Origin of the sequence: Pseudomonas sp. Root562 (genome assembly GCF_001427125.1) — a bacterium.
In the GTDB taxonomy this organism is placed as follows: domain Bacteria; phylum Pseudomonadota; class Gammaproteobacteria; order Pseudomonadales; family Pseudomonadaceae; genus Aquipseudomonas.
Window position 1 is genome coordinate 347,546 of record NZ_LMGK01000001.1, and the last position, 20,195, is coordinate 367,740.

11 protein-coding genes are annotated in these 20,195 nt (G+C 59.5%); 6 read left to right on the forward strand and 5 right to left on the reverse strand.

Annotated elements, in window-relative coordinates; genetic code table 11:
• Positions 1-43: 43 nt before the first annotated feature.
• The 4 genes from putP to ASD60_RS01650 all read left to right on the forward strand — a co-directional run bounded on the left by putP (position 44) and on the right by ASD60_RS01650 (position 5,420).
• A complete protein-coding gene (gene putP / locus ASD60_RS01635; RefSeq protein WP_056852312.1) occupies positions 44-1,528 on the forward strand; it encodes a sodium/proline symporter PutP in 1,485 nt (494 codons plus the stop codon).
• A 350-nt stretch (positions 1,529-1,878) separates the two neighbouring features.
• The gene (locus ASD60_RS01640) at positions 1,879-3,765 is read left to right on the forward strand and encodes a type VI secretion system Vgr family protein (protein ID WP_056852313.1); all 1,887 of its coding nucleotides are present in this window, start codon (positions 1,879-1,881) and stop codon (positions 3,763-3,765) included.
• Entirely contained in the window at positions 3,755-4,492 is a 738-nt protein-coding gene (locus ASD60_RS01645; RefSeq protein ID WP_056852314.1) for a DUF4123 domain-containing protein, read from the forward strand. The genes ASD60_RS01640 and ASD60_RS01645 overlap by 11 nt, the downstream gene beginning before the upstream one ends.
• A 91-nt stretch (positions 4,493-4,583) precedes the next feature.
• On the forward strand, positions 4,584-5,420 hold the full coding sequence (locus ASD60_RS01650) for a 23S rRNA (adenine(2030)-N(6))-methyltransferase RlmJ (protein ID WP_056852315.1): 837 nt from the start codon (positions 4,584-4,586) through the stop codon (positions 5,418-5,420).
• Positions 5,421-5,555: 135 nt separating this feature from the next.
• Here the strand turns inward: ASD60_RS01650 and msrA are convergent, their stop codons facing one another.
• The 5 genes from msrA to aceE all read right to left on the reverse strand — a co-directional run bounded on the left by msrA (position 5,556) and on the right by aceE (position 15,522).
• Positions 5,556-6,203: a peptide-methionine (S)-S-oxide reductase MsrA gene (gene msrA, locus ASD60_RS01655; RefSeq protein WP_056852545.1), complete on the reverse strand. Its 648-nt coding sequence runs from the start codon at positions 6,201-6,203 to the stop codon at positions 5,556-5,558.
• A gap of 62 nt (positions 6,204-6,265) precedes the next feature.
• Positions 6,266-8,959: a sensor domain-containing phosphodiesterase gene (locus tag ASD60_RS01660; protein ID WP_056852316.1), complete on the reverse strand. Its 2,694-nt coding sequence runs from the start codon at positions 8,957-8,959 to the stop codon at positions 6,266-6,268.
• 264 nt (positions 8,960-9,223) lie between these two features.
• A complete protein-coding gene (locus ASD60_RS01670) occupies positions 9,224-10,618 on the reverse strand; it encodes an alkaline phosphatase D family protein (RefSeq protein WP_056852318.1) in 1,395 nt (464 codons plus the stop codon).
• Positions 10,619-10,897: 279 nt separating this feature from the next.
• Positions 10,898-12,865 (reverse strand): dihydrolipoyllysine-residue acetyltransferase, encoded by a 1,968-nt coding sequence (gene aceF, locus ASD60_RS01675; RefSeq protein ID WP_056852319.1) that lies wholly within the window; start codon positions 12,863-12,865, stop codon positions 10,898-10,900.
• An 11-nt stretch (positions 12,866-12,876) separates the two neighbouring features.
• Positions 12,877-15,522, reverse strand: coding sequence for a pyruvate dehydrogenase (acetyl-transferring), homodimeric type (gene aceE, locus ASD60_RS01680; RefSeq protein WP_056852320.1), 2,646 nt, complete (start codon positions 15,520-15,522; stop codon positions 12,877-12,879).
• Between the two features lie 383 nt (positions 15,523-15,905).
• Here aceE and glnE point away from each other — a divergent pair, with 383 nt between their 5' ends.
• Both glnE and waaF read left to right on the forward strand, forming a co-directional pair.
• Positions 15,906-18,845 (forward strand): bifunctional [glutamate--ammonia ligase]-adenylyl-L-tyrosine phosphorylase/[glutamate--ammonia-ligase] adenylyltransferase, encoded by a 2,940-nt coding sequence (gene glnE, locus ASD60_RS01685; RefSeq protein WP_056852321.1) that lies wholly within the window; start codon positions 15,906-15,908, stop codon positions 18,843-18,845.
• A gap of 314 nt (positions 18,846-19,159) precedes the next feature.
• On the forward strand, positions 19,160-20,194 hold the full coding sequence (waaF, locus tag ASD60_RS01690; protein WP_056852322.1) for a lipopolysaccharide heptosyltransferase II: 1,035 nt from the start codon (positions 19,160-19,162) through the stop codon (positions 20,192-20,194).
• The last annotated feature ends 1 nt before the right edge of the window (position 20,195 follow it).

The following is a 20,195-nucleotide window of genomic DNA, read 5'->3' on the forward strand; positions in this document are numbered from 1 at the left end:
ACCAGCCGCCGCTACATAAAAACAAAGCCAGGGCGTCACTTAAATGAGCGTAAGCAATCCAACCCTGATCACGTTCGTGATCTACATCGCAGCAATGGTGCTGATCGGCTTCATGGCCTATCGCTCCACCAATAACCTTTCTGACTATATTCTGGGCGGCCGTAGCCTGGGCAGCGTCGTGACGGCACTGTCCGCCGGTGCTTCCGACATGAGCGGCTGGTTGTTGATGGGCCTGCCGGGCGCCATCTACATGTCCGGTCTGTCCGAAAGCTGGATCGCCATCGGCCTGATCGTCGGTGCTTACTTGAACTGGCTGTTCGTTGCCGGTCGCCTGCGCGTGCAGACCGAGCACAACGGTGATGCCCTGACCCTGCCGGATTACTTCTCCAGCCGTTTTGAAGACAAAAGCGGCTTGCTGCGGATCATCTCCGCCGTCGTGATCCTGGTGTTCTTCACCATCTACTGCGCTTCCGGCATCGTGGCTGGTGCCCGTCTGTTCGAAAGCACCTTCGGCATGTCCTACGAGACTGCGCTGTGGGCCGGCGCTGCGGCGACGATTGCCTACACCTTCGTCGGCGGTTTCCTGGCGGTGAGCTGGACTGACACCGTACAAGCCACCTTGATGATCTTCGCCCTGTTGCTGACGCCGATCATCGTGCTGCTGGCCACCGGTGGCGTGGATACCACGTTCCTGGCCATCGAAGCGCAAGATCCAAGCAACTTCGACATGCTGAAAAACACCACCTTCATCGGCATCATCTCGCTGATGGGTTGGGGTCTGGGCTACTTCGGTCAGCCGCACATCCTGGCGCGTTTCATGGCAGCGGATTCGGTCAAGTCGATCGCCAACGCCCGTCGCATTTCCATGACCTGGATGATCCTCTGCCTGGGCGGCACCGTGGCAGTTGGCTTCTTCGGTATCGCGTACTTCTCGGCGCACCCTGAAGTGGCCGGTCCAGTGACTGAAAACCACGAACGTGTGTTCATCGAACTGGCCAAGATCCTGTTCAACCCATGGATTGCCGGTGTACTGCTGTCGGCCATTCTGGCGGCCGTCATGAGCACCCTGAGCTGCCAGCTGCTGGTGTGCTCGAGCGCCTTGACCGAAGACTTCTACAAAACCTTCCTGCGCAAGTCGGCTTCCCAGGTCGAACTGGTCTGGGTCGGTCGCGCCATGGTGTTGCTGGTTGCCCTGGTTGCCATCGCATTGGCTGCCAACCCGGAAAACCGTGTACTGGGTCTGGTGAGCTACGCGTGGGCCGGTTTCGGTGCCGCTTTCGGTCCGGTCGTGTTGATTTCCGTAATCTGGAAAGACATGACCCGCAACGGCGCACTGGCCGGTATCCTGGTTGGCGCAATCACCGTGATCGTGTGGAAGCACTTCGAGTTGCTGGGCCTGTACGAAATCATCCCTGGTTTCATCTTCGCCAGCCTGGCGATTTACTTCGTCAGCAAAATGGGCGCGCCGACTGCCGGCATGCTGCAGCGTTTCGCTGCTGCCGAAAGTGATTTCCGCCTGAACAAGTAATCGGCACGAGCGAAAGCTCTGCGCCAATGGCTTGAACGAAAACGGCCCGCTTCCTTTGGAAGCGGGCCGTTTTTTTGCCTGCACTTTCAAGGTTTTCTGTAGGCGCTGAGCTTGCTCGCGATGGCGTCAGCACGTTCAACACATATGTTGGCATCCAGACCGCCATCGCGAGCAAGCTCGGTTCCTGCAAGGGGCGCGGTGTTCTCGGGGTTGTCTGTAGTCGAATGAAGCGTTTTTTGAGGGGCAATGCTTCAGGAGCGGTAGGGCAAATCTGATTTTCCTGTTTCTTGATCAGGGAGGCTTGATGCTCATGCAGAATCGCCCGCTGTCATTCTGCCGAGACACATCGGATGTTCGCTTCTGCCAACCAACCGCGCTTCACGTTGACCGTCGACGGTGTCCAGAGTGAACTCAAGGTACTTGAGTTCACCGGTAAGGAGGCCATCAGCCAGCCATACCGTTTTGACGTGGAGCTGGTCAGCGAGCGGCCGGACATCGATCTCGAAAACCTTCTGCATCGTCAGGCGTTTCTGGGTTTCGATGCGCAAGGCGCCGGTGTTCATGGTCAGATTTATCGGGTGGGCCAGGGCAATTCCGGTAAACGTCTGACGCGCTACGAGATCAGCCTTGTACCGCGTCTGGCCTACCTCGATCATCGGATCAACCAGCGAATCTTTCAGCACCAAACTGTGCCGGCGATCATCACGCAAATCTTCAAGGATCATGGCATCCTCGGCGATGCCTTTGCTTTTCAGCTCAGTGGCGCCTATCCCGAGCGCGAGTACTGCGTGCAATACGCGGAAAGCGATCTGGCGTTCATCCAGCGGCTGTGTGCCGAACTGGGTATCCACTACCATTTCCAACACAGTTGCGACGGTCACCTGTTGGTGTTTGGCGATGACCAGACAGTTTTTCCACGCTTGCCTGAACCGATACCTTACCGGCCGGGCAGTGGCATGGCGGTGAATGAAGCTGTCATCAAGCGGTTCAATGTTCGTCTGGAAACCCGACCCACCGTGGTGACGCGCCGCGACTACGACTTCCATCAACCACGCCTGGAACTGCAAAGTCGTTCCGACAGTGAGCAGTTGCCGCTGCTTGAGGATTACCGTTTTCCGGGGCAGTTCAATGATCGGGAAATCGGCGGGCGGCTGGCTCAGCGGGCATTGCAGAGCCATCGCGCGGATTACCGTCAGGCGCAAGGCAAGAGTGATCAAGCTGCGTTGATCAGTGGGCATTTCCTGCAACTCGACGAGCACCCGCAGCAGGAGTGGAACAACCTGTGGCTGCTGACTGAAATCGAACACCATGGCTGTCAGCCACAAGTGCTGGAAGAGTCGGCGGGCAGCACGGACAGTTTTCAAGGTTATCGCAATACCTTCCTGGCAACGCCGTGGGACGTTTTTTTCCGCCCGCGAATGCGCGCCAAGCCTCAGGTGGCCGGGTATCAAGCCGCTGTGGTGAGTGGGCCGAAAGACAGTGAAATTCATTGCGACGAATTCGGCAGGGTCAAGGTCCGGTTGATGTGGGATCGCTTCGGTCAGTTGGAAGAACATTCCAGTTGCTGGCTGCGGGTGGCCAGCGGTTGGGCGCACGACAGCTACGGCAGTGTGTTGATCCCGCGTGTCGGCATGGAAGTCCTGGTGGGGTTCGTAGATGGCGATGCGGACAAGCCGCTGGTGATGGGTTGCCTGCCCAATGCGATGAACCCGGTGCCGCTGGATCTTCCGGCAGACAAGACTCGCAGTATTTTCCGCTCGCGCAGCAGTCCCGGTGGCGGGGGCTACAACGAATTGCGCATCGAGGATCGCAAAGGGGCCGAGGAAATCCACTTGCGCGCCCAGCGAAACTGGAACCAGCAGGTGTTGCATGACATGCACGTGCAGGTCGGGCAAAACGAATACCTGCAGGTCACCGGTGACCGGCACATCCGCGTCGGCAGCCAGACCGTCACGGCGAGCGGGCAGTTTCAGCTCAATGCCGTTAGCCAGGTCGTGATTGATGGCGGCACCAACGCCACGATTCAGGCCGGTGGCCACTGGATCAATATCGGTCCTGCGGGAATTTTCAGCAGTGTGCCGATCGAAGTCGGTGGGGCGCCGATGTCGGCTCCCGGTGTGTCAAGCGTGGCTGTGCAAGGTGTAGCGCTAAGCATGGCGCAGAGGCTGAGTATGCAAAGTGCTTCGCCATTTTGCGAAGAGTGCGAACGCTGCAAGGAAGGTGTGTGTGCCGCCTGATTTTCTATTGCCCCACGACTGGCTCGAACGCCAGCCGCTGCAAGCGTCGCAGCAGTTGTTCGCGATCTTCAGTAACGCCAGTGCCGCCAAACCACTCGAAGCCTGGCGACGATCGATGCCCATCAGCAAGGCGACCCCGATCTGGGCCGATACCGCTTATGCCGAGTGGGAAGCAGTGATGCCCTACGTCGCACATGTCGCGGTGGACAGTGAGTTTGTGCAGTGGGCGGCGACCACAAGGTCTCGCGATTGGGGGTGGCTGGCGGTTTCTTCTGCGAGCCAAGAGGTGCTCGCCGAACACCTGCGCAGTCTCACACAGGTTCTGTTGCCCAATGACAATGCGGTGTTTTTCCGCTTCTGGGATGGGCGTTTTCTGATGCCGATCCTGCACAGTACAGAGGTCAATCCTTATGAGCTCCTGCCGGTCATCGGCCGATGCTGGATTAACGGGCACGCTGTCGAGATAGATGGCAATGCGCAGAAAACATCGAAGGTCTTCCCCTGGTGGAAGGTGCCAGATGCGCTGTTGCAACAACTGGCTGCGGATGACGCTACCACCCGGATCAACAACTTGTTGCAATGGTTGAGTGAAGAGCAGCCGGGTATTTTCGAGGTGTTTTCGGAGCGCGTCTTGCGCAGCAAGGCTGCGCATTTCCTTGCGGAAACTGACGTGGCAGCTGCGTCGAAAGCTGATTGGGTGGAGTATTTGCTGGAGGCGTCGAGCTGACGCCAGTCTTCGATACAGCAGGCCACTCAGCCGTGAACCCTGACTTGCAGGCCGGTAAAAGGTAAACTTGCCGGCCTTCGCAGGAGCAACCATGAATTATCGTCACGCCTTCCATGCCGGCAATCACGCCGATGTGTTCAAACACCTGACCTTGACCCGCCTCATCGCCCTGATGTCGCGCAAGGAACAGCCGTTTGCCTATCTCGATACCCACGCCGGCATCGGTCTGTATGACCTTCAGGGTGATCAGGCCAGCCGTACCGGTGAGTACCTGGAGGGCATTGCGCGTTTGTGGGATCAGCCGGATCTGCCGATCCTGACCGCTGACTACATGCAGGTGCTGCATGAGATGAACCCGGATGGCCAGTTGCGCTATTACCCCGGTTCGCCGGAATTGGCGCGACGTCTGACGCGTAAGCAGGATCGCGTGTTGCTCAACGAAAAGCACCCGCAAGACGGCTTGTTGCTCAAGGACAACATGGCGGGCGATCGTCGCGTGAAGGTGCACTTGGGCGAAGGTTGGCATGTGTCGCGCGCCTTGCTGCCGGTGCCAGAGAAGCGTGCGGTGATGTTGATCGATCCGCCGTTCGAAAAGCTCGATGAAATGCAGCGTTGCGCGGCTTCGTTGAAAGAGGCGATTGGCCGTATGCGGCAAACCGTGGCGGCCATCTGGTATCCGGTGAAGGATCAGCGCGCACTGCGCCGTTTCTATCAGGACCTGGCCGGCACCGGCGCGCCGAAATTGTTGCGCGTGGAGTTGCTGGTGCATCCGCTGGACACGCCCAACAGCCTGAACGGTTCCGGTCTGGCAATCGCCAATCCGCCGTGGGGGCTGGAAGAGGAACTGCGTGAACTGCTGCCATGGTTGTCCCAGAAGCTGGGGCAGACCCAGGGTGGGTGGCAGATGGATTGGTTGATTGCCGAATGAGGCGATGATCGTTCCCACGCTCTGCGTGGGAATGCCTCATGTGACGCTCTGCGTCACGCTTTTGGGCCGCGGAGCGTCCCGGGCTGCATTCCCACGCAGAGCGTGGGAACGATCGGGTACAGAGGTTGTGCTGAATCAGATCGGGCAAGTCACGCCAGTCCCGCCAATCCCGCAATAGCCTTCCGGATTCTTCGCCAGATACTGTTGGTGATACGCCTCGGCGTAATAGAACGTCGGGGCTTCGTCGATTTCAGTGGTGATGATGCCTTTGCCGGCCTTGGTCAGTTCGACCTGGAACACTTGCGCGCTTTTTTTCGCCGCTTCCAGTTGTTCCGGTTTGGTGGCGAAGATCACCGAACGGTACTGAGTGCCGATGTCGTTGCCCTGGCGCATGCCCTGAGTCGGGTTGTGCAATTCCCAGAACATCTTCAGCAGCTCTTCATAGCTGACTTTCTCGGGTTCGTACACCACCAGCACCACTTCGGTGTGGCCGGTCAGCCCCGAGCAGACTTCTTCATAGGTCGGGTTCGGCGTGTAGCCGCCGGCATACCCCACGGCTGTGCTGTACACGCCTTCACGCTGCCAGAAACGCCGCTCTGCGCCCCAGAAACAGCCCAGGCCGAAGATGGCGAATTCGACATTGCCGGGGAACGGACCCAGCAACGGGTTTTTGTTGACGAAGTGTTCGTCCGGAACCTTGATCGGGGTTTCGCGGCCAGGCAGAGCTTGTTCTTTGGTAGGGAGCACGTTTTTGTTCACCAGAATTTCCGAGCGCAGAACCATCATCAGTCCCCTCAGTCGTTGGAATATTTAGAAGTGCAGTTTGCCCGAGTGTTGGCCCGCTGTCAGGCGATTGGACCGCGCGGGTAGCGTTTGAGCTTCTCGATCAGCTCGGCGCCGGGGATCGGCTGGTCGAACAGGTAGCCCTGGCCGACGTCACAGCGGTGGCGACGCAGGAAAGCCAGCTGCGCAGCCGTCTCGATACCTTCAGCCACGACCTTGAGCTTGAGGTTGTGCGCCATGGCGATCACCGCGGAAGTGATTTCCATGTCGTCCTGGTTGTCCGGGATTTCGTGGATGAAGCTTCGATCGATCTTGATGATGTCGATCGGGAATTTTTTCAAGTAACTGAGCGACGAGTAACCGGTGCCGAAGTCGTCCATTGCCAGCGTCAGGCCCAGGCGTTTGAGCTGGTCGAGCTGCAAGTGGGTGTCTTCGGTGGCTTCCAGCAGCAGGCCTTCGGTCAATTCCAGCTCCAGCAGGTGCGCCGGCAATGCTTCTTCCTTGAGAATGTTGGCGATGGAGGCCACCAGGTCCGGGTCGGAGAACTGTTTGGGTGACAGGTTGATCGCCACCTGCAAATTACCCAGCCCTGCAGCGGTCAGTGCCTTGCTCATGCGGCAGGCCTGGCGGGCGATCCATTTGCCGATCGGGATGATCAGGCCGGTTTCTTCGGCGACGCTGATGAACTGGTCCGGGCGGATCATGCCCTTTTCCGGATGGTCCCAGCGCAGCAGCGCTTCCATGCCCAGCAGTCGACCGCTGCGCAGGCAAAGCTTGGGCTGGTAGAACACGTCCAGCTCGTTTTGGGTCAGGGCGCGGCGCAGGTTGTTTTCGACGAACAACTTGTAACTGGCCTCGGCGTTCAAGGCTTCGGTGAACACTTGCACCTGATGTTTGCCGTTGGCCTTGGCCTTGTGCAGCGCCAACCCGGCGTTACGCATCAGGGTTTGCGGGTCGCGGCCATGCAGCGGCGCGCAGGCCAGGCCGACCGAGCCGGTCACGCTGATCAATTGGTTGTCGACGAACATTGGCTTGTCGAGGGTCGTCAGCAATTGGCTGGCGATCTGCTGGCCGGTTTCCAGATTGGTATTGTCCAGCAGCACCGCAAATTCGTTACTGGCAAACCGCGCCAGGCTGCCGCTCGGGCTGAGGCTGTTGCGCAGGCGTCGGGCCAGGCTGATGAGCAGTTTGTCGCCCGTCTGGTGGCCCAGGCTGTCGTTGATCCGCTTGAAGTTGTCGATGTCCACCAGCAACAGACTGATGGGTGTATCGCTGTCCCGGGCGAAGCGCTCGTCGAGGTTGCGGATGAATGCCGGACGGTTGCCGAGGTTGGTCAGGTTGTCGGTGTAGGCCAGGCGCTCGATGCGCTGCTGGGCGAGTTTGGTCTGGGTGATGTCTTCGTAAATGCCGATGTAGTGGGTCAACTCGCGGTTGTCGCCGTAAACCTTGGAGATCGACAACTGCCCCCAGTAGGGTTCCAGGTTTTTGCGCCGGCTTTTGAATTCACCTTGCCAACTGTTGCTCTTGGCCAGTGCCGAAGGCGCGTCGAACAGCAGTTCGCTGAGGTTTTCCAGGGCCGGCAGTTCCGACAGGCGATGGCCGTGGACTTCTTCGGTGCTGTACTGGGTGATCGCGGTGAAGCTCGGGTTGACGTATTCGACCACGCCGTCGCAGTTGACCAGCAAAAAGGCGTTGGCGCTTTGTTCCACCGCACGCTGGAACAAGTGCAGGGCACTGGTGGCGGTGCGTCGGTTGTGATTGTTGATGACCTGAGCAAACTGATCCGCCAGTTCGCCGGCGAAGGCGATTTCGTCCGACTGCCAGGCGCGGGTCACACCGGTTTGCTCCAGGCACAGTACGCCGACCACCTGACCGTCGACCCGGATGCTGGCGTCGAGCATCGCATTGACATCCCGCGGGCGCAGGCTCTCGGCCATTTCCCGGGTGCGCGGGTCGCGCATGGCATTGTGGGCGTCGATGGCGCGGCCGGTATGCAAGGCGTCGAGGTAGTCGGGGAATACGCTGACATCGATCGGTTCCGGCAGCAGGTATTCCTGGGTCGTGCGGTGATAGGCCGAAATCGGCACCAGCTGCGAGCCTTCGAGGTGCCACAGGCTGGCGCAGTCGATTTGGTAAATGTCGCAGGCGCTGCGGGTGATCAGTTCGGCAGCTTCCTGCAGGGAGTTGTTGCTGCTGTAGCGCTGGCGGGTCAATAGCAGGATCAAGTCCTGCTGGGCGCGGACCCGATCCAGATGCTGCAGTTGTTCCTGCTGGGCGCGCTGGTTGAGCTCAAGGGCGATCTGCAGGCGTGAGTTCTGGGTTTCCAGGTCGAGGGCCGGCAGCAACGGGTCGTCGTCGAACAAACCGTCGATCACCAACAGGTAGCCACGCAACAGGTGTCGGTTGTGTTGTTTGTAGGCTTCACCCAGTTCCAGCAGATTCAGCGAGCCGGAAGCCGTGTGCAGGGTGTAGCGGATCAGATAATGGGTGCTTTCGCTCAGTTGCTGTTGAACCGCGTCATGCAGCTGATAGCGCGCCTCTGGTTCCATGAGGCTGGCGTATGGCGAGCCGACCAGGGCGCACAGTTCCACAGCCGGCAGGCCGAACTGGCGTTCGCAATTGGGATCAAGAAACAGCAGCGCCCAGCTTGGTTCATTCAGCCGCTCGAAACGCAGCATGCCGAGCCGCGAGGGCACGGGCAACTGCGTCACTACCTCGGCCACCATACGGCTGGCGGCATCGGGTTGGCTTTTCATGGAGGGAACTCGCTTCGAATTTGCTGAACGCGCCGGGGCTCTCGCCCTCTTTACTGTTGCCTGCGGCAAGGTTGCATCATTGCGACACCGACTGACAAGAGAGATGAAGGCCAAGTGCTATAAGAATGTGTCGGCAGGCGCGAAGATTTCTGCAATTAAAGCCAAAAGTAATGTTCTCGGCGCAGAGAATGCAGCCTTCGTCGGCTCCTGCAGGGGGTATTCCATCCCAACGCGAGGGCTGTCGAAGGCTGCGATTTTTTACTTTTAACGCAACGCAATAGCCACCGACTCTAGAAAATGGCCATCCCGATCGTGATAACGCACATGAATCTGATCCGAATCGACGATCAGATGCGCGAAGTTATCCTGGCTGATCACGTCGCTGGTCAATTCGTGTCGATAGTCGCCGGCAGCGGTCCGGGCCAACGGTTGATCGAGAATGAAGGTCGAAGCCTTGGCATAAGGCAGCAGCTTGCTGTTGCACAGCGGTGACGAAACGATGGTGTTGACCTCGAAAGCCGGGTCTTCGCTGTGGGTCAGGCGGCTGGTGAGGGAGCCGTGGACGTCGCCGGAAATGAACACCACATTCTTTATGCCGTGGGTGCGAATCGTTTCGAGCAGCCGTAACCGTTGCTCGGGAAAGGCTTTCCAGGCGTCATCGCCCAAGCGTTTGCGGTCCGGGTAGAACATCACACTGGTGACCACGAATTTGACCCGGGCCGGGCTGTGAATCAGCCAGTCGCACAGCGCCTGTTCCTGTTCGCCATCAAGAATGCGTCGGTCGTTGCCCGTGAGATTGCGCCGGGTTCTGCTGTCGGTGACAAACCATTCGATATCACCATTGGCAAACTGGTACCAATAGCGCCTTGGTGAATGACTTGGTTGATTTTGGGTATTGAATTCCCCGGCCGGGCTGTGACTGGCTTGATACAGTTCATAAGCTGCCATGGCGTTCTTGTATAAATACTCATCATTGCTGTTTTTGTTGGCTGGCCAGTTATCTTCAATTTCATGATCATCAAGAATCATGTAAGTGGGAATGCCAGACATCAGTTTTGCAATATTAGGTTGGGAAAATGCAGAACGATACTTGGCAAGTATCTCGGTGTATTCCCGATCCGGCGCTATGAAGTTCAGATCGTCAACATACACTTGATCGCCCGTCATCAATACAGCATTGATAGGTGGTGACGCGCAGTGTGCAAGTTTGGCGATGGCGGCGAAGATCCGGTCACCCAGGTGCGGAGCGGAAGGCTGCCCTGCCGTCATGCGCAAATAGCGGCAGGAGCCCACAATATAAGCTCGTGGCATGGCTGCCTTGCTGGCTTGCGTACGCAGGTGATAAACCTCCCGCGGCCACTGTAGAGGCAACTCCTGGACGGATTGCGGATTGTGCAACGGGCACATGGGGCTGAACCATCCAGCCTGGTATTCGTATTCAGTATCGGCAGTGAGATCCTGCAGAACGATGACATCTGACATGTCGCGCGACGGGATCAGTTGGGTAAATAAGCCGTTATTCCAGCGCTCTTCCCCCGCCCGTCTATAACGAATGCCGGCAAATACCAAAGCATCTTTTTGCCATTCTCCGCGCAGGAATATTCGTGCGTCATTAGTTGTTGTGTGGCCAATAATAGGGCCGACAGTAGGCTTGAACATAGTCGAGTCCTTTCGATGTTTTTCTGTTAATCAAAGCGGTAAAGTTATTGGCTGCTTGAACAGCCTTATAACCAAGGCTAGTGATTGAATCGCAAAAAATATCGGGCGGAAACGGACTTGAGTTGTGGGCGATGTCAGCCACAAATGTAGGAAGGATTCTTTCAGAGTAAAAAACGGCGGGCAAAAAAAGCCCCGCCAATTGGCGGGGTTGAGGTACGAGCGTGGCGCTCGGAAACGTGGAACGCGACTGGCCCTCCCGTGAGGGAGGGCCGGCCGGTCTTACAGCAGGATGGTGCGGATGTCCGCCAGCAAGTCGCTCAGACGCTTGGTGAAGCGTGCAGCAGCGGCGCCGTTGATCACACGGTGATCGTAGGACAGCGACAGTGGCAGCATCAGTTTCGGCTGGAAGGCTTTGCCGTCCCAGACTGGCTGGATGGTTGCCTTGGAAACACCGAGAATCGCCACTTCCGGCGCGTTGACGATCGGCGTGAAGCCGGTGCCGCCAATGTGGCCGAGGCTGGAAATGGTGAAGCAGGCGCCTTGCATCTCGTCCGAAGAGAGCTTCTTGGTCCGGGCTTTTTCAGCCAGGGAAGCCGCCTCGGCCGCCAGTTGCAGCAGGCTCTTCTGGTCGACGTTCTTGATCACCGGTACCAGCAGGCCATCAGGGGTGTCGACGGCGAAGCCGATGTTCACGTATTTCTTGCGGATGATCGCTTTGCCGCTTGGCGCCAGCGAGCTGTTGAAGTCCGGCAGTTCCTTGAGCAGGTGCGCGCAGGACTTGAGCAGCAGCGGCAGGATGGTCAGCTTGACGCCGGCCTTCTCTGCTACGGCTTTCTGGGCGTTACGGAACGCTTCGAGTTCGGTGATATCGGCCGAGTCGAATTGCGTCACGTGCGGCACGTTCAGCCAGCTGCGGTGCAGGTTGGCAGCGCCGACCTGCATCAGGCGGGTCATCGGCACTTCTTCGATTTCGCCGAAGCGGCTGAAGTCCACGACCGGAATCGGCGGAATGCCCGCGCCACCGGTTGCGCCAGCAGCAGCGGCCGGAGCTTCCTTGGCCTTCTGCATCATGGCCTTGACGTAAACCTGTACGTCTTCCTTCAGGATGCGACCGTGCGGACCGCTGGCGCCGACAGCGCTCAGCTCGACACCGAATTCGCGAGCCAGTTGACGCACGGCAGGGCCGGCGTGAACTTTCGCGCCCGGCTTGGCAGGCGCAGCGGCCGGAGCGGCAGCAGCAGGGGCAGCGGCAGCCGGAGCAGCAGCAGCTGGCGCCGGAGCGCTCGGAGCAGCAGCGGCAGCTGGAGCCGGGGCAGCAGCTGGAGCTGCGCCTTTGACTTTCAACTTGAGAATCAGGTCGCCGGTACCGACTTCGTCATCGAGCTTGATGGAAACGCTTTCCACCACGCCAGCGGCAGGCGATGGGATTTCCATGCTGGCCTTGTCGGATTCCAGGGTGATCAGCGACTGGTCGGCTTCAACGGTGTCGCCGGCCTTGACCAGGACTTCGATGATCTTCGCCTTGCCTGCCGAACCGATGTCCGGAACGTGGATGTCCTGGACGCTGTCGGCTACCGGTGCAGCCGGAGCGGCAGCAGCTGGCGCAGGAGCAGCGGCGGCAGGTGCAGCAGCCTGAGCTGGCGCAGTGGCCGGCGCCGCAGCACCCGCCACTTCCAGGTCCAGAATCAGGTCGCCAGTGCCGACTTCGTCGTTGAGCTTGACGCTGATGGCCTTGACCACGCCAGCTGCAGGCGACGGGATTTCCATGCTGGCCTTGTCCGATTCCAGGGTGATCAGCGACTGATCAGCCTCGACGGTGTCGCCGACCTTGACCTGGATCTCGATGATCTGGGCCTTGCCCGACGAACCGATATCCGGCACGTGCACTTGCTGAACCGAAGCGGCAGCAGGAGCAGCAGGGGCAGCGGCTGGAGCGGCAGCAGGCGCGGCGGCCGGTTTGGCTTCAGCTTTTGCAGCAGGCGCCGCGGCAGCCGCAGGAGCCGCTTGCGCGGCGCCTTCGACTTCCAGCTCCAGCAGCTCGTCGCCTTCTTTCAGGCGATCGCCCAGCTTCACTTTCAGGCTCTTGATGATACCGGCCTTCGGCGCAGGCACTTCCATGCTCGCCTTGTCCGATTCCAGGGTCAGGATGCTCTGGTCGGCTTCGATACGGTCGCCGACCTTCACAAACAGTTCAATTACTTCACCTTCACCGCTGCCGATGTCAGGTACGCGAATGAGTTCGCTCACAGAATCTCTCCTCAGCAGTCCAGTGGGTTGAGTTTTTCCGGGTTGATACCGAACTTGGCAATGGCTTCAGCCACGACTTTAGGTTCGATGTCACCACGGTCAGCCAGTGCTTCCAGGGCTGCCAACACCACGAAATGACGGTCGACTTCGAAGAAATGACGCAGTTTCTTGCGGCTGTCGCTGCGGCCGAAACCATCGGTGCCCAGGACTTTGAATTCCTTGGACGGTACCCACTGACGGATCTGCTCGGCGAACAGTTTCATGTAGTCGGTAGAGGCAATGACCGGACCTTTACGACCGTTCAGGCACTCTTCGACATAGCTCAGCTTAGGCTTCTGGCCCGGGTGCAGACGGTTGGTGCGCTCAACGGCCAGGCCGTCGCGACGCAGTTCGTTGAAGCTGGTAACGCTCCACACGTCGGCGCCGACGTTGAACTGTTCCCGCAGGATCTTCGCTGCTTCACGGACTTCACGCAGGATGGTGCCGGAGCCCATCAGCTGAACGTGGTGCGCCGCTTCGCGGGTGTCTTCCTCGAGCAGGTACATGCCTTTCTTGATGCCTTCTTCGGCACCGGCCGGCATGGCTGGCTGCTGGTACGACTCGTTCATCACGGTGATGTAGTAGAAGACGTCCTGTTGCTCTTCGGTCATCTTCTTCATGCCGTCCTGGATGATCACCGCCAGCTCGTAGCCGTAGGTTGGATCGTAGGTGCGGCAGTTCGGGATGGTCGCGGCCAGCAGGTGGCTGTGACCGTCTTCGTGTTGCAGGCCTTCACCGTTCAGGGTGGTACGGCCGGCGGTGCCGCCGATCAGGAAGCCACGGGTACGGCTGTCGCCAGCGGCCCAGGCCAGGTCGCCGATACGCTGGAAGCCGAACATCGAATAGAAGATGTAGAACGGCAGCATCGGCTGGTTGTGGCTGGAGTACGAAGTACCGGCAGCGATGAAGGAGCTCATGGCGCCCGCTTCGTTGATGCCTTCTTCGAGGATCTGGCCCTTCTTGTCTTCCTTGTAGAACATCACCTGGTCTTTATCGACTGGCTCGTAGAGCTGGCCGACGGAGGAGTAGATGCCCAACTGACGGAACATGCCTTCCATACCGAAGGTACGAGCTTCGTCCGGAATGATCGGGACGATGCGCGGGCCGATTTCCTTGTCCTTGACCAGTTGCGCGAGGATCCGCACGAAAGCCATGGTGGTGGAAATTTCACGGTCGCCGGAACCGTCGAGGATAGCCTTGAGGGTATCCAGGTCCGGAGTCGGCACGCTGAAGCTCTGCGCGCGGCGCTGTGGCACGAAACCGCCCAGTGCAGTGCGGCGCTCGCTCAGGTAGCGGGCTTCGGCGCTGTTCGGCTCTGGCTTGAAGAACGGCAGGTTCTCCAGCTCTTCGTCCTTGACCGGAATGTCGAAGCGGTCGCGGAACAGCTTCAGGCTTTCGACATCGACCTTCTTGGTGTTGTGCGCGGTGTTTTTCGCTTCGCCGGCACCGGTGCCATAACCCTTGATGGTCTTGGCCAGGATGACGGTTGGTTGTTCTTTGTGGTTGACCGCTTCGTGGTACGCCGCGTAGACCTTGTACGGGTCGTGGCCGCCACGGTTGAGTTTCCAGATTTCGTCGTCGGACAGGTCCTCAACCATCGCCTTGAGTTCTGGCGTGTTGAAGAAGTGTTCGCGCACGAACGCGCCGTCTTTGGCTTTGTAGTTCTGGTACTCGCCGTCGATGACTTCGTCCATGCGACGTTGCAGGATACCGTCGACGTCTTTGGCCAGCAGTGGGTCCCAGAAACGGCCCCAGATGACTTTGGTCACGTTCCACTGTGCACCGCGGAACACGCCTTCGAGTTCCTGGATGATCTTGCCGTTGCCGCGAACCGGGCCATCGAGGCGCTGCAGGTTGCAGTTGATGACGAAGATCAGATTGTCGAGCTTCTCGCGGCCAGCCAGCGAGATCGCGCCCAGGGATTCCGGCTCGTCGCACTCGCCGTCACCCAGGAAGCACCAGACTTTCTGCTTGCCGGCAGGAATGAAGCCGCGGGCTTCCAGGTACTTCATGAAGCGTGCCTGGTAGATCGCCTGGATCGGGCCCAGACCCATGGATACGGTCGGGAACTGCCAGAAGTCAGGCATCAGCCAAGGGTGCGGGTAGGACGACAGGCCCTGACCGTCGACTTCCTGGCGGAAGTTGTTCATCTGCTCTTCGGTGATGCGGCCTTCCATGAATGCACGGGCGTAAACGCCTGGCGAGGTGTGGCCCTGGAAGTAGATCAGGTCGCCGCCGTGTTCATCGGTCGGGGCCTGGAAGAAGTAGTTGAAGCCGATGTCATACAGGGTCGCACTGGAAGCGAAGCTGGAGATGTGACCGCCGAGGTCAGAATCTTTCAGGTTCGTACGCATTACCATGGCCATCGCGTTCCAGCGTACCAGCGAGCGAATGCGGCGTTCCATGAACAGGTCGCCAGGCATGCGTGCTTCGTGGGTAACCGGGATGGTGTTGCGGTAAGGCGTGGTGATGGCGTAAGGCAACTGCGAACCGCTGCGGGTCGCGAGTTCACCCATACGGGTCATCAGATAGTGAGCACGGTCTTCGCCTTCTTTGTCGAGAACCGATTCCAGGGCGTCCAGCCATTCCTGGGTTTCGACGGGATCGAGGTCTTGCATGGCTTGCTCCAGGGCGGAAAGGCTACCAGAATCGGTTGCCTGAGTTAGCGACTGGCCTTGTGGGCAGACGTTATGAATTCTTGGATTGCCGATAGGTTGTTCCGGCGGTGTGTAGTTTTACTACAAATCATCCGGCATTTCAGCCTTACTAATGTATATACGAGTAGTAAAACTACAGATGAGCGGCTTGTGGCCCCCGGCTGCGTTGTGAGAATAATCGTTAAGGTTGGTCATTTGCCAACCCGAAAAGGTGAAAGCTTGATGCTGGCTGCCAAAAATAAAGAAATTTCAGCTATTTCTAACTTTTGTTCGACAGTCCTTCAGGTAGTGCGTTATGAAAATTCACTACATGCAGCCCGATACACGCCGATCAAGGATAGACCATGAGCCTGCCTACGCTTGCCGAACTGCCCGCCATTCTGATGCCGCTTGTCACCCGCGCCGAGCAGTCGTTCCGTGCCGCTGTCGATGCCCTGGACGACGATCATGGGCTGTCCGCCTGGACCCCTGAGCGTTGGGCTCAATTTGCCCGAGTGACCGCCGCCAGCGACTTTGTCATTGAACAGAGCGTGCGTGACCCTTTGATGTTGCTGGAGCTGGTGCAGTCCGGCGAACTGGACCGCAGCTTCAGCCCCGGTGAGTTGTGTGCGCAGATTGCCGCTGCGGCAAACGCGGCCGAAACCGATGACCAGCTCGGCCGTGCCTTGCGTCGTCAGCGTACCCGTCACCAGGTGCGGATCATCTGGCGCGACCTGACCCGCCAGGCCGATCTGGTGCAGACCTGTCGCGATCTCTCCGACATGGCCGATGCCAGTATCGACCAGGCCTATCAATGGTTGTACGCACGCCATTGCCAGCAATTCGGCGTGCCCACCGGCCGCCGCAGCGGCGAACCCCAGCAAATGGTGGTGCTGGGCATGGGTAAGCTCGGTGCGGTGGAGTTGAATCTGTCGTCCGACATCGACCTGATTTTCGCCTACCCCGAGGGTGGCGAGACGGTCGGCGTCAAACGCCCGTTGGATAACCAGGAATTTTTCATCCGGCTCGGCCAACGCCTGATCAAGGCGCTGGACCCGATGACCGTCGACGGTTTCGTGTTCCGGGTCGACATGCGTTTGCGTCCTTACGGTTCGTCCGGGGCATTGGTGCTGAGCTTCAATGCGCTGGAGCAGTATTACCAGGATCAGGGTCGCGATTGGGAACGCTACGCGATGATCAAATCGCGTGTGGTGGCGGGCGATCAGGTTGCCGGCGCGCAATTGCAGGAAATGCTGCGGCCGTTCGTTTACCGGCGTTACCTGGACTTTTCCGCCATCGAAGCGCTGCGCACCATGAAGCAATTGATCCAGCAGGAAGTGCGGCGCAAGGGCATGGCCGACAACATCAAGCTGGGTTCCGGCGGCATCCGCGAAGTGGAGTTCATTGCCCAGGCGTTCCAGCTGATCCACGGTGGTCGCGACCTGAGCTTGCAGCAGCGCCCTTTATTAAAAGTACTGAGCACGCTGGAAGGTCAGGGTTATCTGCCGCCTACGGTGATCAGCGAACTGCGCGAAGGCTACGAATTCCTGCGCTACACCGAACACGCCATCCAGGCGATTGCCGACCGTCAGACGCAGATGCTGCCCGATGGCGCCCAGGATCAGGCGCGTATTGCCTTCATGCTGGGGTTTGCCGACTGGGCGGCGTTCCATGAGCAATTGATGCACTGGCGCGGTCGGGTGGCGTGGCACTTCGGCCAGGTCATCGCTGATCCGGACGAGGAAGCCGGCACCGAAAGCGAAGTGGTGGTCGGTGGTGAATGGCTGCCGCTATGGGAGGAGGCGCAGAATGAAGAAGCCGCCTGCCGTCAGCTCGAAGAGGGCGGTTTCACTGATGCTCCCAAAGCGCTGAAAGCCTTGGCTGGCTTGCGCAGCAGCCCGCAATTACGAGCCATGCAGCGTTTGGGGCGCGAACGGCTTGATGCCTTTATTCCGCGTCTGCTTGCACAGGCGGTGGAACATGCCAATCCGGATCTGGTGCTCGAGCGTGTGCTGCCATTGGTAGAAGCCGTGGCGCGTCGTTCGGCGTATCTGGTATTGCTGACCGAAAACCCTGGTGCATTGCGCCGTTTGCTGACCCTGTGTGCCGCGAGCCCGTGGATCGCTGAACAGATCACGCGCTTCCCGCTGTTGCTCGATGAATTGCTCAACGAAGGCCGACTGTTCAAGCCGCCGTTGGCTCCCGAGCTGGCCGCCGAATTGCGCGAGCGCCTGACGCGGATTCCCGAGGACGACCTGGAGCAGCAGATGGAAGCCCTGCGCCATTTCAAACTGGCGCACCGCTTGCGAGTCGCCGCTTCGGAAATCGCCGGTAGCCTGCCGCTGATGAAGGTCAGCGATTACCTGACCTGGCTCGCCGAGGCGATTCTGGAACAGGTCCTGGCCCTGGCCTGGCGGCAAACGGTGGCCAAGTACGGCACGCCGCTGCGCACCGACGGCTCTTTATGCGATCCCGGGTTCATCATTGTCGGTTACGGGAAAGTCGGCGGCCTGGAACTCGGGCATGGTTCGGACCTGGATCTGGTGTTCATCCACGACGGTGATCCGCAGGCCGAAACCGACGGGCCGAAGCCGATCGATGGTGCCCAGTTCTTCACCCGCCTGGGACAGCGGATCATCCACTTGCTCACGGCCCAGACCAACTCGGGCCAGCTGTACGAAGTGGATATGCGCCTGCGTCCGTCCGGTGCGTCGGGGCTGTTGGTCAGTTCTTTGGGGGCGTTTGCCCGTTATCAGGAAAATGAAGCCTGGACCTGGGAGCATCAGGCGTTGGTGCGGGCAAGGGTGTTGGTGGGCAGTCAGGACGTCGGCCAGGCTTTCGAAAAGGTCCGTGCGGCGATACTGGGCAAACCGCGTGACTTGCCGACCCTGCGCCAGGAGGTCAGCGAGATGCGCGCCAAGATGCGCGAGAACCTTGGCAGCAAGAGCACGGCGGCCGGCACCGGGGCAAATGCCTTCGACGCCACGGCGCCCTTCGACCTCAAGCAGGACGCCGGAGGTATCGTCGATATTGAATTTATGGTGCAATACGCGGCCCTGGCGTGGTCGCAAACGCACCCGCCATTGCTGCGCTGGACCGATAACATCCGCATTCTGGAAGAGCTGGAACACGAAGGGCTGATGCCCGTCGAAGATGCCAGTCTGCTGCGTGAAGCCTATAAAGCTTACCGCTCGGCCGCCCACCGGCAGGCCTTGCAGAAGGATCCCGGGGTGATTGCCGGTGACCAGTTCGCGGACGAGCGGCGACAGGTCATGCGGATCTGGCGCGAGCTGGGGCTAAGCTGAGCAGGCGACGAGATTCAAATGTGGGAGCGGGTTTTTGTGGCGAGGGAGCTTGCTCCCGCTCGGCTGCGAAGCAGTCGCCACTCAGCCGGCTCGGTCTGGCAGATGAAATACAGTCGCAGGTTTTGGGTCTGCTTCGCAGCCCAGCGGGAGCGAGCTCCCTCGCCACGACGTTGTATGCTGACTGATATTGATGTGTGAAATTGATCCGACGAGCCCCAGCCGGCTCGTCCAAATGACCTGATGGTTCATCCCGCAGGTGCTGGATTATCGAGGCGGGGAGGCATAAGCCTCCCCGGTTCGTTTTTGGAAGCCACATGAAAATTCTGATCGTTGGGCCCAGTTGGGTCGGTGACATGGTGATGGCGCAGACACTGTTCCAGTGTCTCAAGCAGCGCCACCCGCAGTGCGAAATCGACGTGCTGGCCCCCGAGTGGAGCCGGCCGATTCTTGAGCGCATGCCCGAAGTTCGCCAGGCCTTGAGCTTTCCGCTCGGTCACGGCGCGCTGGAGCTGGCGACCCGTCGGCGCATCGGTAAATCCCTGGCCGGGCAGTACGACCAGGCGATCCTGTTGCCCAACTCGTTGAAGTCGGCGCTGGTGCCATTCTTTGCCGGCATCCCCAAACGCACCGGCTGGCGCGGCGAGTTCCGCTACGGCCTGCTCAACGATGTGCGCACGCTGGACAAGGAACGTTATCCGCTGATGATCGAGCGCTTCATGGCGCTGGCCTTCGAGCCGGGTATCGAGTTGCCCAAACCCTATCCGCGCCCGAGCTTGCAGATCGACCCGGTCACCCGCGAGGCAGCATTGGCCAAATTCGGCCTGACCCTCGATCGCCCGGTGTTGGCGTTGTGCCCAGGCGCGGAGTTCGGCGAATCCAAGCGCTGGCCGTCCGAGCATTACGCCAAGGTCGCCGAGGCGAAGATCCGTGACGGCTGGCAGGTATGGCTGTTCGGTTCGAAAAATGATCACGGGGTGGGTGAAGACATCCGTTCACGTTTGATTCCCGGCTTGCGCGAAGAGTCGGTGAACCTCAGTGGCGGCACTTCGCTGGCCGAAGCAATTGATCTGCTCTCTTGCGCTGATTCCGTGGTGTCCAATGATTCCGGCCTGATGCACGTCGCTGCCGCGCTGAACCGTCCACTGGTAGCGGTCTACGGTTCGACATCGCCGGGTTTCACGCCACCGTTGGCCGAACATGTCGAGATCGTGCGCCTGGGCATCGAATGCAGCCCTTGCTTCGATCGCACCTGCCGTTTCGGCCATTACAACTGCTTGCGCCAGCTGATGCCGCAAGCCGTGAACGAAGCCTTGCAGCGTTTGCAGGGCACAGTGGTCGAGGTCAAATAGC